At 52.5% G+C, this 14,298-nt stretch carries 14 protein-coding genes and 1 pseudogene; 6 read left to right on the top strand and 9 right to left on the bottom strand.

The genetic code is table 11. The annotated features are described in order from the left end of the window. The first annotated feature begins 422 nt into the window (after window positions 1-422). The 3 genes and pseudogenes from ACOQFT_RS09565 to ACOQFT_RS09555 form a co-directional block, all read left to right on the top strand. A complete protein-coding gene (locus ACOQFT_RS09565; protein WP_421597705.1) occupies window positions 423-2,093 on the top strand; it encodes an efflux RND transporter periplasmic adaptor subunit in 1,671 nt (556 codons plus the stop codon). Next, window positions 2,090-5,605 (top strand): efflux RND transporter permease subunit, encoded by a 3,516-nt coding sequence (locus tag ACOQFT_RS09560; protein WP_421597704.1) that lies wholly within the window; start codon window positions 2,090-2,092, stop codon window positions 5,603-5,605. The genes ACOQFT_RS09565 and ACOQFT_RS09560 overlap by 4 nt, the downstream gene beginning before the upstream one ends. A gap of 170 nt (window positions 5,606-5,775) precedes the next feature. Beyond that, window positions 5,776-5,955: pseudogene (locus ACOQFT_RS09555) on the top strand (transposase domain-containing protein); the annotation flags it as partial. A gap of 288 nt (window positions 5,956-6,243) precedes the next feature. On the opposite strand, the gene ACOQFT_RS09550 reads toward ACOQFT_RS09555, so the two are convergent. From ACOQFT_RS09550 to ACOQFT_RS09530, 5 genes are all read right to left on the bottom strand, one after another. Then, window positions 6,244-6,492, bottom strand: a complete 249-nt coding sequence (locus tag ACOQFT_RS09550) for a hypothetical protein (protein ID WP_421597703.1) — start codon at window positions 6,490-6,492, stop codon at window positions 6,244-6,246. A gap of 61 nt (window positions 6,493-6,553) precedes the next feature. After that, window positions 6,554-6,898, bottom strand: coding sequence for a hypothetical protein (locus ACOQFT_RS09545; protein ID WP_421597702.1), 345 nt, complete (start codon window positions 6,896-6,898; stop codon window positions 6,554-6,556). Window positions 6,899-7,004: 106 nt separating this feature from the next. After that, window positions 7,005-7,337, bottom strand: coding sequence for a hypothetical protein (locus ACOQFT_RS09540; protein WP_421597701.1), 333 nt, complete (start codon window positions 7,335-7,337; stop codon window positions 7,005-7,007). Between the two features lie 595 nt (window positions 7,338-7,932). Then, complete coding sequence (locus ACOQFT_RS09535; RefSeq protein ID WP_253284533.1) at window positions 7,933-8,151, bottom strand: GDCCVxC domain-containing (seleno)protein; 219 nt, start codon at window positions 8,149-8,151, stop codon at window positions 7,933-7,935. Between the two features lie 4 nt (window positions 8,152-8,155). Then, window positions 8,156-8,479, bottom strand: a complete 324-nt coding sequence (locus tag ACOQFT_RS09530; RefSeq protein WP_421597700.1) for a hypothetical protein — start codon at window positions 8,477-8,479, stop codon at window positions 8,156-8,158. A 98-nt stretch (window positions 8,480-8,577) separates the two neighbouring features. On the opposite strand from ACOQFT_RS09530, the gene ACOQFT_RS09525 reads away from it, so the two are divergent. The 3 genes from ACOQFT_RS09525 to ACOQFT_RS09515 all read left to right on the top strand — a co-directional run bounded on the left by ACOQFT_RS09525 (window position 8,578) and on the right by ACOQFT_RS09515 (window position 10,759). Continuing rightward, entirely contained in the window at window positions 8,578-8,967 is a 390-nt protein-coding gene (locus ACOQFT_RS09525) for a MerR family transcriptional regulator (RefSeq protein WP_421597699.1), read from the top strand. 505 nt (window positions 8,968-9,472) lie between these two features. Then, the gene (locus ACOQFT_RS09520) at window positions 9,473-9,679 is read left to right on the top strand and encodes a cold-shock protein (protein WP_170430361.1); all 207 of its coding nucleotides are present in this window, start codon (window positions 9,473-9,475) and stop codon (window positions 9,677-9,679) included. A gap of 72 nt (window positions 9,680-9,751) precedes the next feature. Next, window positions 9,752-10,759 carry a fatty acid desaturase gene (locus ACOQFT_RS09515; RefSeq protein WP_421597698.1) on the top strand — a complete coding sequence of 336 codons (1,008 nt, stop codon included), beginning with the start codon at window positions 9,752-9,754 and terminating at the stop codon, window positions 10,757-10,759. Here the strand turns inward: ACOQFT_RS09515 and ACOQFT_RS09510 are convergent. From ACOQFT_RS09510 to ACOQFT_RS09495, 4 genes are all read right to left on the bottom strand, one after another. Beyond that, a complete protein-coding gene (locus ACOQFT_RS09510; RefSeq protein WP_421597697.1) occupies window positions 10,751-10,999 on the bottom strand; it encodes a ParB N-terminal domain-containing protein in 249 nt (82 codons plus the stop codon). The two genes, ACOQFT_RS09515 and ACOQFT_RS09510, sit on opposite strands and share 9 nt — an antisense overlap. Window positions 11,000-11,073: 74 nt before the next feature. Beyond that, window positions 11,074-11,643 carry a hypothetical protein gene (locus ACOQFT_RS09505; RefSeq protein WP_421597696.1) on the bottom strand — a complete coding sequence of 190 codons (570 nt, stop codon included), beginning with the start codon at window positions 11,641-11,643 and terminating at the stop codon, window positions 11,074-11,076. A 119-nt stretch (window positions 11,644-11,762) separates the two neighbouring features. Continuing rightward, window positions 11,763-11,900: a hypothetical protein gene (locus ACOQFT_RS09500; RefSeq protein WP_421597695.1), complete on the bottom strand. Its 138-nt coding sequence runs from the start codon at window positions 11,898-11,900 to the stop codon at window positions 11,763-11,765. A gap of 1,487 nt (window positions 11,901-13,387) precedes the next feature. Then, window positions 13,388-14,020, bottom strand: coding sequence for a tyrosine-type recombinase/integrase (locus tag ACOQFT_RS09495; protein WP_170403722.1), 633 nt, complete (start codon window positions 14,018-14,020; stop codon window positions 13,388-13,390). Window positions 14,021-14,298: the final 278 nt, after the last annotated feature.

Genomic DNA, 14,298 nt, shown 5'->3' with positions numbered 1-14,298 from the left:
GTCTTCTGGGACGACAAACACCTTCAGAATGAGCAAGCGAGCCGATCATGCTGCATATCAGCAATCACGGACGGTACGCTTGCTAGGCTTAGAAAGCCCATCCTTGAATGAACGGCTGTAAGCACTTTTTAAGCCTCCTGAATTCCGGAATTGAGGAACGTCTTGAGATTCAAGCAAATTGCTCAAGACCGGCTCGAACAGCACGCGCAAGTCTTGGATTAATCAAATTCTTTAGCTCAGGGATCGTAGGGCGACGTGACTCACTGTGACTTACTGCTGCTGACCTACCGGCTCAGGTAGATTGTCGCCACAGTTTCGAAATCATTTCCAGGCGAACCCCGACCTTGGATTTAGAGCGTTGCAGTCCCGACATCTGTTTTATGCGGCTCGCTCGCAACGCGCGGAAAAGACGGAGAATAGTCATGAAGCCCAACAAAGAAGCGGCCATTCGGCTTTTGCTTGTCATTTTCGTCGCCTGCTGCGTTTCAGGTTGCTTGCCAGAAGAAAAAGCGGAAACCGAAGAAGCCCCAGCAAGACCCGTATCGTACGTGAGTCTCAAGCGTAGCGACCCTAGTTTGGCCACTCTTGTCGCCGGAACAGTAGAGTCCTGGAAAAAAGAACTGGTTGGTTTCCAGGTCGGCGGACGAGTTTCATTCATGCGCGAGCCTGGAACAAACATCCAAGGTCGCCTTTTTGATGAAAATGGAGTTGTCGTTGCGTCGGGAACCGTCATGGCCTCGATCGAAAACGAGCGTTACAAGGCGCGCGTAAGTGAAGCAGAGGCCACGGTTGCTGGGGTCCTCGCCGAAGCTGAAGTGGTGCGTACTGATATTGAGCAAACAATTCCAAGCCAAGTGCGCGAAGTTCAGGCTGAGTACACTCGGGCAAAAGAAGAGTTTGAGCGTCAGGATGAGCTTTTGAAGCGTGGCAGCGGCACTCGCAAAAATCTCGAGGTCGCGCAAGCTGAATTCGAAGCAGCGGACGCCCGGCTTGCTCAGCTGACGTCACTTAAGGCTGAAAAGAACGCCCAGCTTGCGGTCATTCAGGCCAATGCACAGCAGGCAAAAGAGGTCCTTCGTCAGGCAACCCTCGATCTTGACGACACAAAGCTATTCTCGCCTTTCAATGGGCAAATATCAAAGGTTCACGTCATTCCGGGTGGCTATGTCGAAAGAGGACAACCCGTTGTCACCGTACAGATGATGGATCCAATGAAGATTCAGGTCGCGGTATCTCCCGATGTGGACCGTGAAGTCAATTTTAACGATCTTGTTAATGTCTATGTTGACGGCAGAGATGAACCGATCCAGGGCTGGGTCTGGAACAAAGACACAGTCGCCGACGCATCCACGCGCACATTTATGGTGACGTTGCTTGTTCGGAATCGCCGTGTTGAAACCAAGCCAACGGATAAGCTTGCAGATGATAGTTACACGATCGTCGACGCTCTTTGGAACCTAGAGTCTGAGTCAGGTGACGGCACCAGCCCCTTTTTCATCAACCAGGAGGCGCTGCATCAGGACGACGAAGGCTATTTCGTTTGGAGAGCGCAGGGGTTGTCGATCCCTGATCTGGACAGACCATATGACCCCGTTTTTAAGGTTCAAAAAGTTCGGTTGAATCCGAGTGATCGCCAGATGCGGTTCTTGCAAGTTTTTACCTATCGTGAATTGGCTGATTTAGGTCAGCTTGACCCTAACCGTGACCTGTTGACCGGCCAGCTGCCTTCCAATGTCAAGGATGGTGACACCGTGTTTTTTTCTCGAAAGCGCTGGCAGTTGCGACCGGGGCAACTAGTTCGCGTGGATCTGAGGCAAGGGCGCATGCCAGCGGGTTACTACGTGCCCGCGCAGGCCGTCGTTAAGAGTGGCGATGCACATCATGTTTTTGTCGTCGAAGAACAATCCAATGGGGAAGAGCAGGCCACAAAAGTTGCTGTCGAACTAGGAGCCGCCTTCGGAGCGACCCAGGCGATATCTTCGGATCGAGAGGGTGCTCTGCGAGAAGGGCTAAGACTCATCACTGAAGGAGCCCATTTCCTTCGTGACGGCGATCGTGTGAATGCCGCGTTTGAGCAGGAGGACTTGCAATGAATCTTCCCAAGTTTGCACTTGAACACAAGCCAGTCATATTTGGCTTTGCGTTGGTTCTGTTCTTTTGGGGGCTTTCCGTTTTTCTGGATGCCCCAAGACGCGAGGACCCCGAATTTACGGTCCGTGAAGCGCTTGTCATCACTGACTGGCCGGGAGCGACGGCCCAACAGGTTGAAGAGTTGATAACCGACAAGGTTGAAATAGCCGCTGCCAACATCAAGCAAGTTCGTCGCGTACAATCATGGAGCACCGTTGGTCGCTCGGTGGTTCAGGTTTCCGGCGTCGACGAAGCGGCTGATATTCAAGAAGTCTGGACTAAGTTGCGCGCGGAAATGAATCTGCTGGCCCCATCGTTGCCCGAAGGAAGTACACCACCGGCCGTCGATGACAACTTTGGGAATACCGCGGCGCTGATCCTCGCGATTTATCAGGATCCAGACACGTTAGATACGCGGCGATATTCGCCCAGCGAAATGGAAGCTTATGCCAAAAAACTACGCGACAATCTGATGGATCTGCGACCTACCGAAGCAGATGCAGACGGCAAGTTAGTGCCCATCACGACAGAACCTGCCTATGTTGCACGTCTTGATATCTACGGTGCCCAACGAGAGGTGATTTACCTAGAAGCAGACGCTGGGGTCTGGAGCCAGCTTGCGCTCACATCAACCGAGTTGCAGGAGTTGTTGCGGCAGCGAAACGTCGTCGCCCCTGCTGGCGTCTTCAATACGGCCAGCGATCGGATTCACACTAAGATTTCAAGCGATTTGGACGCGACACGCGAAATCGGCGAAGTTGTTGTCGGTCGGGTGGCGGCAGGCTCGGAGTCACCAGAACGCCGAACCCTGTCTGAATTCCAGCGCGATTTGCAAGCTGGCGAAGGCGACGGAGGTCAACCGGCGGCCTATGAAGTACCCGTTCACCTTCAAGATCTCAGGATTAACGTAAAACGTGGATACGCAGACCCGCCTGAAACGCTTGTTCGTTTCGGTGACAACGCAGTGTCATCCGATGCCATCGTATTGTCCTTCACCATGAAACCGGGTCAGAACATCACCTGGCTGGGCGATGAGGTTGATCGGCTATTGGCCACGGCGAACAGCTCGTTTCTGCCGCCTGATATTCTGATAGAAAAGGTCTCAAACCCTCCGTTTTTTGTACAGAGCAAGATTGATGACGTTGTCAGCAATCTGGTCCAGGCGGTCGGGCTTGTGCTGTTGATCCTGGGCATGTTGGCGGGGTGGCGCGTGGCTGTTGTGACCGCTGCGTCGATTCCTTTGATTATGCTGAGCGCATTGGCGTTGATGCGTCCCTTCGACATTCAGATTGAGCAGATGTCTCTAGCGGCTCTGATTGTCGCATTGGGTCTGCTCGTCGACAACACAATCGTGACCTGCGAAAACACCACACGGGCGCTCAATGAAGGCAAGCCAAGGAAACAGGCTGTTATCGATGGCTGTAACCAGGTCGGTGGCTCGTTGCTGTGGTCGTCGTTGACCACGATTGGGGTGTTTATCCCGATGGCCTTTGTTCTGCCGGGCGACCTGGGGGAATACATCTTCAGCCTCCCGGTGGTTGTTACGCTGACTTTGTTGATCAGCTGGCTTTGTGCGATGACTATGACGCCGATACTCAACTACTACATTCTGGTGCCAACGGATGGCCGACTGCCCATTCTGGCGCTTTTCGACTGGGTCCGTCGAAAGCTGGGCATGGCGTCCAAAGCCGGTCGCAACGCAACTGAGCCTGCGCCGGCAAAGGGGAAAAGCCTGTTTGCCCGGATCAGCCAGATTGCGATTGTGGGAAGGATTCCAACGATCTTTGTGGCGTTTTCATTACTGGCAGCAGCACTTATGCTACCGGTTAAACCATCCTTTTTCCCGTTTTCGGATCGCAGTCAGTTTGTCGTGGATGTCTGGTTGCCTGAGACCTCACCGATCTTTCGAACCGACACGACGGCACAACGCGTCGAGGAATTGGTAAAGCGATTGAACGCTACCACTTGGCAAGACGGCCAATGGGTGCCGCTGACGAATGACAAGGGCGAGCCGCAAAACCGGCTCAGCAACATGGTCACGTATGTGGGAACAGGCGGTCCGCGGTTTTACGTCGGTTTGAACCCTGGGCCGACAGCTCCGCATTACGCCACTTTGCTGGTAAACGCGCGTAACCGTGATCAGGTCAGTACCTACATAAAAGATATCCGCCGCGCGGCGTGGAGTGGTATCGGTGCTCCGGGCGAACCCGCCTATGTTCCACCGATCGTCGGGGCCCGGATTGTTCCCAAGCAGCTTGTTATGGGCACGCCTGTGTCATCACCTATTGAGTACAGACTCACCGGTCCTCGTCAGGCTAATCAGAAAGTGCTTGGCCACTACGGTGAAAAGCTGAAGGCCGTACTGCACGACAGCGGGTTGGTTTGGGACGTACATGATAGCTGGGGCGCACATGGATTGCAGTTTGACGTCGACCTGAACCTTGACCGGGCCAATATGGCAGGCGTGACTAACGAAAGTGTCGCAAACACCCTGAATGCATATTACAGCGGCGCTTATCTGACAGACTTTCGAGAGGGAGACAAACAGCTACCCGTCATGCTGCGTCTACCAGAGGATCAGCGGCGCGAACTGAACGACCTGCGCAGCGCTTATGTCGAGGGCTTTGCTGGCAAGGTGCCGCTGAATTCGGTCGCTGAATTCAACCTCAGCCGTGTGCCGACACAGATTACTCGTTATCAGCGCGAAAGAGTTCTGCGCATCCTCGCCAGACCAGAACCCGGCCTTCTCGCACGTGACATTCTGGCCAAAGTTAAGCCTGAGATTGATGCGATTGCTGCGGACTTACCATCGGGATACCGAATTGTGGATGGCGGGATCGAAGAGGAAGCGAACCGTGGTGAGCGTGCCAACTCTGTTGCCTTGGGTGTCGGTATCCTTCTAGTGGTCTTTTGCCTGTTGCTTCAGTACAATTCGGCCGTCAAGCCGTTGCTTATCATTCTCACAGTGCCGCTTTCGATCATTGGTGCAATGATGGGCCTCTGGGTTCGCGGTGTTCCACTTGGTTTTATGGAAACACTAGGGTTCCTGGCCCTGTTTGGAACAGTTCTGAATGCTGCGATTTTAATGATCGACTTCGTCGAACAACTAATCCTGGAGAAGCTGAAATCAGGTGAAGATCTCGCACCGCCAGGGAAACGATCCTATTGCGGTCTCACGCGCGATGCGTTCCGCGCGTGCCTGGTTGAAGCCGGCGAAGCCCGTATGATGCCGATCTTTATGACAACCGCAACGACCGTTGCAGGGTTGATGTCATTGATGTTTGGTGGCGGGCCGTTGTTCATGGGGCTTGCCACGGCATTTGCAGCCGGCCTGGTGGTAGGAAGCGCAATTACACTTCTGGTATTGCCAGCATTGATTGCTCTGTTCGTGGAAAACTTCCGCTATCAGATGGTAGACCCGAAAACAGTCCTTTCAGATGCCGACACTCTAGGTGAGCCGGTGGTTTCATCGTAATAAAGACGGGCGCACGTTATTTCGGGGTCGTTTCTGACGTCAGCTCCAGTGGGACAGTTTAGGGGGTGTTGCCAACTTGTTTGCGTGTGATTGAGAAGGGTAGGGCCAGTTTCTGTCAGACGTTCATTTCGGCAACATTACCCTCCCAGAGACCAAAAGCATCGGTTCTGGCGTGCCATGACGAAGGCGGCAAAGCCTGGGGCCGGATCGCCTCGTTGATCGAAACCGCGAAAATCAACAGCGTCGAACCCTACGCCTATCTCAGGGCCACCCTCGAAGCCATCGCAGCAGGTAACCCAAAGAACCAAATCGACGACCTGCTCCCCTGGAACATCAGGCAGTCAAGCTAAGAACCCGGCGGCCTTCAGCCACCGCTTACGAACAAATGGCACATTGTTAGAAAAAGAGCCGTCGAGGGCGTCCGACGCAAGCGCCGGACCAGCTCTAGGCTTCAGCCGGCACAACCGGCTTCCGCCCAGAACATCACGGACCATTCTGCGTTGATCCAATAGTCAGGCGATGTCTCTTTCAGAGCGAGGTCCTTTTCTTTGGCTCACTCGCCGCCTGGTCCGCGCCGATCTGCCCTTACGGGTGACGATCTTCACCCTCTGAACCTTACGGCCGCTCTGCCTTAGCAATCAACTCGGTTCATCCGACTCCAAATGCGGCGCAGGCACAATTCTGACAGTCTGTGAGCCATCCGTCCGTTGGCAGATATACAATACATGAAGTGACTTCTTGCCGTTGAAGCTTTGAATAAAGTCAACATCATACTCGCTATCTGCCTCAGTACACGCCGCTTTCCAATTCTCGATGGCCTGCTGTTCGGTCATCGTCCACCCAATGCTGGGAACGATAAGCATTGCTAATACACATAGTTTTTTCATGATCGTTACTCTGTTTACTACGAAAAACTTGGTTCGTGTCTAAACCGGCTGTCCGACGACGTTACCTCGCATTTACGGCGATTGTCGCCGATTCACATTCTTCATGATTGTCAGTGGATTCCGGCGCCACAATGAAATCAAAGTGGTCCGTTGTTCGGGCATCCATAAGCTGGTTTGCCTGACAAAGACGTATAGCCCGCTGGAACATCTTCTCTGCGAGAGGGGACAATTCCCCGGTTTCTTCGCAGCGATCTAGCTCTTGGGTGATTTCCCCCAGCATAGCCGAAGGTAAGCGCCCAACGATCTCTTTCAGGGCGGCCGTCAGCCCTTCGTGACCTTCATCAAGACCCTTTTGATATGAATCACTAGGGGCATTACCTTTGGGCAACAAAATCTCTTTACTCATCACTCTACCCTAGACAAAACCGCCGATAACATCAGCGGTTATAACTCATTACTATCATTACATTTCTTATAAAACCTAGGCAATATCATGACAACCGACGGGCAACCTAATGACTGTCCGCCAAATGGGTGCAAATCACGGCAAAGTTTTTATCTTCTACGCCGCTCGCCGCCATAGCCACGACGACACAGAGAAAACCCAGAGCTATTAGCGCTATCGACAGCAGCTGAACTCCAAGTTTCACTGCGTTCAATGTGTCCACCAAGAACGGAGGGATCGCAGACTCCATGTGTGTACCCATCCCGTTCTGCAGAATACCAAGTCCACCTGCAATAAAGCACATTACTGCGAACAATCTGTACCGTATCCGTACAGGCAACTCGGACATAGGTTTGTTGAAAATCTCACGCGACGTAAGGTTGGTGTTTTTGTCGGGCATTAAATGCCTCCATTTTGCACTCAGTTTTGACCCTAGCGCAATGCAGCGAAGCTAATTGTAGCGACCTGCAATCATAATCGGCTCGGTTTGCAATCATCGCCATTTCTGGCTCGAATTATTGGCATCTATAGAAGGTGCCAAACCCGGATTATCTGCGAATGAACCCACATTAAATGCGACTAGCTTGCAATCATCCTCTCCGGCTCACATTAAATACGAATAGGATTTCGGGCTTGGTTTCAAGCACCTGTACACGTCTGATTTCCCATCCAAAATTCATAGCTCTGAACGTTGATATTCAGACGCGAATTTTAGACAAGACTATTCAGGGTCTCCGGGCGCATGTTCGGTGGCGTCATTGTGTCTGGATAACCCCCGTTTTCCAGACCAGCCATTCATTCTTCGCGCGGCGGATGCAACGAGCGAGCCCAATCTGTACCCTGGGTTTTATTGCTGCATGCGCTTGCAGCAGCAAAACGCTGCGATTGCCGAATATCTAGTGCCGCCAAGCAGCGGAAAAACCGGTCACTCATGCAAATTGCAGCGATGCTCGCGGCGGCAGCTCACAGTTCGCCCGACAAAGCCGTCCTTCACTTCATCCGCAACAGCTATCGCCTAGCTGAATTGGTGGACACGGGACCGTGGCATATGAACAATAAACACAACAGTCGCCTTCCAACGGCTTCAAAATTGTTTTGCACGACTTGCATTCATAGAACCACTGGCAAGCATCCGTTGGCATTTGCTCGGTTTCGCTGTGGCCACACTTCGGGCAAGTCAGGGTGCTTTCTAGGACTACAGTTTGTTTTGTCATAGTCTCACATCTGCATGATCAGGTAATCGTTAATCCGTGCCTCGTTAAACACAACGACCCAAGCCACGCCGGTGATTAGAGTTGTTCCTGCAAGCCGCCATTTCAACGTCGGTAAGAAACCGCGCCGATAAGATACCAGCCACGATATCGCGACGAGCGCCGTTGAAATCGTCAGCACATAGTAACTCGCTGCCGCAACCTTCCCAAAGATTGCCAACCAACTGCCGCCCAGCCCCAGTAACATCATTGTCATGGGCAAAACGCAGCAAGTCGCGACGCCAAGCGCTGATAGCGATCCCAAATAGTTGAGGCTAAGGTATTTCTGCATTCTGTTCCCCTCATGAGCCATGACGCGCGGAGTTGTAGAGACAGCAACTTCTCGTATAACGTCTGTAGCCACTACAGGATCAAGGCAGGAAATCTCACATGTTTGCGATTGGGGAAGCATCCCGGCAGAGCGGAGTCGGAATTGAAACTATCCGCTATTACGAACGCGAAGGGATCGTGCCGAAACCAGAAAGGGCATCGAATAATCGACGCATGTACTCCGCGCACGATGTTGGACGGCTTCGTTTTCTAAGGAAGTGCCGAGACTTGGGTTTTTCGCTTGCCGATGCAAAGGTGCTTCTCAACCTGTCCGAAGGCGATAGCGAGGATTGCCAATCCGTTAAGGAACTGGCCGAGCTTCATATCTCCAATGTGCGTATGAAGATAATCGAACTTAAGCGATTGGAGGCCGCCCTGAATGAACTTACGGCCAACTGTAACATCGGGAACGTTTCTTGCCCGATGCTTGCGCAGATACGGACCTACTAATGGCACTTTGAGGCTCGCAGTCGCCCTATGCCAACGCAGCATGACCCAAGATTCGGGCCGCGCAGAATCTACCGTTCGTTAGAGAAGTCAACTCGTTGATTTAGCAATGTTTCCATCAATCAATGAACATTTTTGCCTCGCCGCGGTGTTCTTGAAGCACACTGCGATTTCGGACAGTGAGCCCTACCTACCGTGCCTGAGCAATCAATTTGCTGCATACGCACTCGGCAGGTTTTTATCATGAAGCCGACCTCTGATTTCCGAATCGCAGAGCAATGGTTCTGCTTATCCTTGTCCTAAATTGGGCTAGGCAGACTCAGATCTTCTGTTGCTTTCTATTGTATCAAGGCTTGTATCGTGCGTACTCGAAGTCCATATACACAAGGCTAACGTTTTTCTTTTTCGACCTGCTGTCTCCCAAATTCGGCGCTCAGTCTTTCGATTCAGACCGACCACGCCGAGTCGCCGCAATAATGCGGGCGGCAAGTATTAGGAGACTTCGACCATGGCAAATGGCACAGTAAAATGGTTCAACTCGACCAAAGGTTTTGGCTTTATCGAACCTGAAGATGGCAAGCGCGACGTGTTCGTGCATATTTCAGCACTCGAACGTTCCGGCATTAGCGAATTGAAGGACGGCCAGAAGGTTACCTTCGACGTCGAGGCTGGCCGTGACGGACGCGACAGCGCCGCCAACCTGGCACTCGCATAGCCTGCTAGGGGCACCCTTCTGGGGTGCCCGTTTGCTCAGAGGGCTCCTAAGAGCCGTTGGAGAACAAGTCAGTTGCAACAGCAGGAATTGACCCGGGCGCTCGCGCAATACCGTGTGCCCGATACGAAGCGTAGCGTTTTTGAACTGACAATCACTGTCATCCCCTTTTTCGCGCTATGGGGCGCAGCGTGGTTTGCACTATCCCTTAGTATCTGGGTCGCTGTTCTACTGGCCATCCTGAACGCCGCATTTCTGGTGCGTATCTTCATCATCATGCATGATTGTGGTCACGGATCATTCTTTAGAAACCGTACCGTTTGCAATTGGACAGGCCGGGTCCTGGGTGTTCTTGCCCTCACACCTTATGACGTCTGGCGGCAAAGCCATGCGATTCACCACGCCTCAACCGGCAACCTTGATCGGCGCGGGATGGGCGATATCCCTACGTTGACTGTAGAGGAATACCTGAAGCGCAAGTGGGCCGGTCGTGCCGCTTACAGGTTAATCCGGAACCCCTTCTTCCTGTTCTGTATCGTACCGGTCTACACGTTCTTTCTTCAAAATCGCTTGCCTTTTGGGTTCATGCGGTCAGGCTGGCTGTATTGGGCAAGTGCAATGGGAACAAACGCCGCGATTGCGGTGGTCCTGGCTCTGATTTTTTGGACCGGAGGCCTGGATGTATTGGTTTATGTATTCCTGCCAACCATGATCGTCGCCGCGTCGATTGGTATTTGGCTTTTCTATATTCAGCACCAGTTTGAACACACGACCTGGGAACGGGAAGAGGGGTGGAATCTTCAGAACGCCGCTTTCTTTGGAAGTTCTCACTATGCCCTGCCTGGCATTCTGCGCTGGTTCTCTGCTAATATCGGCGTGCACCATGTTCACCATCTTGCCAGCCGCATACCATTCTATCGACTGAACGAGGTTTTGCGTGACCATTCCGAGTTGGAAAATTGCCAGCGTATTACTTTATATGAGAGCTTTCATTGTGCGCGATTGCACCTTTGGGACGAAAAAAGTCAGCGCTTGCTGACATTTTCCGAGGCTTTGTCGAACACCAATAACTACTCAGTGTAGTCTGGCGCGCACCAGATATGCTTCGACAGTGTCACCGCCTAGGGCGCGAATGGCCTCCAGTCGGTGAAGGCCTTCGATCAGCACGAACCTCTTGTTGTCCGCGCGTATCTGGATCGGGGTCTTCTGGCCGTTCTTCATGATATCTTCGGCCAGCGTCAGAACTTTTTGCTGATCAAGTGTTTTTGCCCGTTTCACAGGTACATAGATCAGGTCGAGCAGGTATGGTTTTTTCTCCAACATAAGCTACGTGGGCAACCTTTCGTGCATTTGTTCCGGTTCGGAGTTCGCTTCAAAGGCAGGCGCTGGAACGTGCGTCACAGAGCCGAACGAACAGCATCGCGCAGTTCCTGATGCATGATCCAAGTCGCTGGTTCATCGTCACTTTTGACGTGAGAAAATGCCAGAACCTGTGCGGCGCCATCATTCTGTGCCGATCCGGCTTCGGGAAGCTCGAGTTCCAGATATTCTGCGATCAATAGCCCGATTTTCTTGAAGACCTTGACGGACGCCTCGCGCGATTTGTAACCGGCCGCCTGAGACAAGTGACCAATGGTCAGGCCTTCCTTGCCTGCGATTGTAAGTGCTTTGAGCATTGTAACCTGCGCAGCGGTCAGCCTGATCTGGCGCAATGCCTCGGCATATTCTCTTTCACTGGGAACGAGGGTGCCGGAGTTTCCCTCCAAACGGCGTTGACTGCTACGCTTCCTGTCTCGTTCTTCGAGAATTTCTTTTAAGGCTTCAATGGCCAATGCCGGTGTTTCGCCAACTGCATCGGCGATCATTACTTGCGTTTTAGCTGGTGGCTTGGGAAATGCGCGCGCAACGCTGTTACCGCTCAGAATGCCAGCCTTAATCAGGTACTTTCCAAACTCTTCCTCAATCACTCCTGATACGTCAGCGTTCCGCGACTTACGAACACTGCGGTCTTGAAATGCTCTTTGTTCTATGTCCCGAATTGCCGACTTTGGGTGCCGAAGGCTAACCTGAGGAGTGCTTTTGCGCATCAGAGAAACACCACAGCAATTATCGCGGCAACAAACACCGCTATCGCGATAAACATCTTTACTTTATAGGGCAAGCGATGCGCCCTTTCGGCTTTGAGCCTTTTGCCCAGGTTTTCGTCAATCGAGTTATGGTTCACGGTTTGGTCCTTCCGGATATGTCAGGCGATATTGATTTCCCCAACCTATTTTCGGTGCACTTATCGTTCTGTCTTGTGAACGGCCGATTACATTCCCAACCATCACCTCTCCGATTCAAATGAGCGTTTGAAGGGACAAGGATCGCAACGCACCTGTCCTGGTTTGCGCGAAAGCCACGTTCGCATTTCCATCCAGAGTAGGTTTCAGGCGCAAGGTATGCATGCAGTGGAACGGCCACAGGCTCACAGCCGCTCTCCGCTGCCCTGTAACCTCTGAGGCATACCCAACCATCCGCGCTGTTTTTGTCAGTCAGACGGCCGTTGCTTGGGACACTAATCGCAACACAATCCTGGCTTTCCTTACGAAATCCCCAGTTGCAGTGTATTTCCTGTGCGCCAAACCGGGTTTCAACGTACCCATTTTGCGGCGCAGTCATTTCTTCGCATTTTTCTCCGACTTGCCGGAAGAGCCGATTGCACACTCATCGATCTCCGGTCGATGCAAGGTAGGCATTCTCAGGAACATTGATTTCCTCGCAAAACTCCCCGACATGCTGGAAACCATGTTTGCATTCCCAGCCACTGCCATAGGAGCTACCCGTCAAATATGCGTTTTCTGGTAAGTCTGTTTTTTGGCAGGATCCGTTTTTGTTTTCGAAACCTTCCTCACAAACCATTCCGTCGGCATTGCCTGTGACTTGGGCAGGAAGCTGCGTCCCTGTGAGCAACAACAAGAGTGTCGGGATCAAACACAGAACGCGGTTCGAAAACACGATGAATGACAGATTGAGGCGAAGCCTGGGGCCTGATCTATCGGGCATCAAGCACGCTAATTATTAGCCATGTGTTGTTCATACGGCGCCTTCTTTCATGAGTCACGCGACGACTGGGACTTGTCAGGTGACAGTTGTGTATGCTTGCGAGGAACTAGCTCATCACGAAGACCCCAGCGAAACCCGTTCCTATGCTGGGGCACATGCTACAGTTATTCTGAAGGCCATTGGATCATCGAAGCCGGCAGCATCGCGGCGACGAGTAATTTTCACCAATGCACTTTTGTGGTCCTTAGCCAGAATAGAGTCAAGGAAGTTTCCCTTGTCGCAATGCAAGTACCGCCAGGGCAGGTAGTTTTTGAAACTGCCGGTGACCAAGATCCTTAGTAAACTACCGAAAGAAATTGTCTGGCCTGAGTGCGGCGAAAGAGGAGTATGTGATCAAGGCTTCCCCGTGACTATGAATGACTGGCCTGATGACATTGGCTGCAACGCAGCGATTTTCGCGCCGCTTCTGCACAAGTACCCGCGGTGCGATCAAATGGCCGCTCCGTCCCGTACCCTGTAAATTGCGCCTGAGCCGAGAAAACTGTGCTGCGAGCGTACGCAACAAGATTTTGACACTTCCGCTCAGGGCACGCTACGTCCCCCCCTGCGTAAAAGAACTAGAACCACTATGGATTGGCGACCGACAGCGCCGCTCGCCAAACTGTCTCAGATGTCTATGCGCTCTGCAATGCTTAGCGCGTCTTCCAATTCAACGCCCAGGTATCGCACGGTGCTATCGACCTTTGTGTGCCCAAGCAGAAGTTGGACCGCGCGGAGATTTCCTGTCTTGCGGTAGATCTCAGCTACTTTGGTTCGGCGAAGCGAATGCGTGCCATATCCGCTCGGTTCCAATCCGATTGCGGTCACCCAGTCTCGAACCAGCCTGCCATACTGGCGCGTCGAGATGTGTGGTCGATCATGGAATCGGCTTGGAAACATGAACCGGCTAGCAAACATTTCCGGTGATTTTACCCATACCAACACAGTTTCTCGCGTGTTTTCCGTCAATTCGAATTGAACAGATCGCTTGGTTTTGCTCTGGATCACCGAAACACGCTCACGGACGCGATCGTCTTTGACAAGATCGGTCACAGCGAGTTTGACCAGATCGCAGCCGCGTAGCTTGCTATCAATCGCGACGTTGAACATTGTGAGATCACGCAGATTTCCAGAAAGTTCGAGCCGTGCACGGATCGCCCAGACCTGTTTTGGGAGTAGCGGTCGTTTCTGACCGATGATCCGCCCCTTGTTCCAAGCTCTGGGTTTTGGGGTGACTGCAGGTAGTTGGACTCTTGGCATATTTTGCACTCCGATCCACCCTCCGCACCCAAGCAACAGCACCGCGCTGACCACCGAATAGTACAAGCGGCGTGAATGCCTGCTGTCCGATTATGAATACTGGCATGGTTTAAGTGTGTGCATTCGGCGGCTTGAACCCATATCACTACGCATACGAACGGTTCGAGTCCAAACCGCGCGTACGCTTCGTCTTCAGCACCGATTACCGATCGGGTTCCACGTTAAAAGGCCCGGGTCAGCACCAATAAGATAAAATGAGATATGATAAGAAAAGCTGG

This window comes from Ruegeria sp. MALMAid1280, from assembly GCF_049195285.1.
GTDB lineage: Bacteria > Pseudomonadota > Alphaproteobacteria > Rhodobacterales > Rhodobacteraceae > Ruegeria.
Note: the sequence above shows the minus strand (reverse complement) of the source record. Positions and strands in the feature narration are given on the sequence as shown.

What these genes read in the sequence shown, in the direction of transcription:
- ACOQFT_RS09565 (WP_421597705.1), top strand. Translation starts at nt 423, where the DNA reads ATGAAGCCCAACAAAGAAGCGGCCATTCGGCTTTTGCTTGTCATTTTC.
- ACOQFT_RS09560 (WP_421597704.1), top strand. Translation starts at nt 2,090, where the DNA reads ATGAATCTTCCCAAGTTTGCACTTGAACACAAGCCAGTCATATTTGGC.
- ACOQFT_RS09550 (WP_421597703.1), bottom strand. Translation starts at nt 6,492, where the DNA reads ATGAAAAAACTATGTGTATTAGCAATGCTTATCGTTCCCAGCATTGGG.
- ACOQFT_RS09545 (WP_421597702.1), bottom strand. Translation starts at nt 6,898, where the DNA reads ATGAGTAAAGAGATTTTGTTGCCCAAAGGTAATGCCCCTAGTGATTCA.
- ACOQFT_RS09540 (WP_421597701.1), bottom strand. Translation starts at nt 7,337, where the DNA reads ATGCCCGACAAAAACACCAACCTTACGTCGCGTGAGATTTTCAACAAA.
- ACOQFT_RS09535 (WP_253284533.1), bottom strand. Translation starts at nt 8,151, where the DNA reads ATGACAAAACAAACTGTAGTCCTAGAAAGCACCCTGACTTGCCCGAAG.
- ACOQFT_RS09530 (WP_421597700.1), bottom strand. Translation starts at nt 8,479, where the DNA reads ATGCAGAAATACCTTAGCCTCAACTATTTGGGATCGCTATCAGCGCTT.
- ACOQFT_RS09525 (WP_421597699.1), top strand. Translation starts at nt 8,578, where the DNA reads ATGTTTGCGATTGGGGAAGCATCCCGGCAGAGCGGAGTCGGAATTGAA.
- ACOQFT_RS09520 (WP_170430361.1), top strand. Translation starts at nt 9,473, where the DNA reads ATGGCAAATGGCACAGTAAAATGGTTCAACTCGACCAAAGGTTTTGGC.
- ACOQFT_RS09510 (WP_421597697.1), bottom strand. Translation starts at nt 10,999, where the DNA reads ATGTTGGAGAAAAAACCATACCTGCTCGACCTGATCTATGTACCTGTG.
- ACOQFT_RS09495 (WP_170403722.1), bottom strand. Translation starts at nt 14,020, where the DNA reads ATGCCAAGAGTCCAACTACCTGCAGTCACCCCAAAACCCAGAGCTTGG.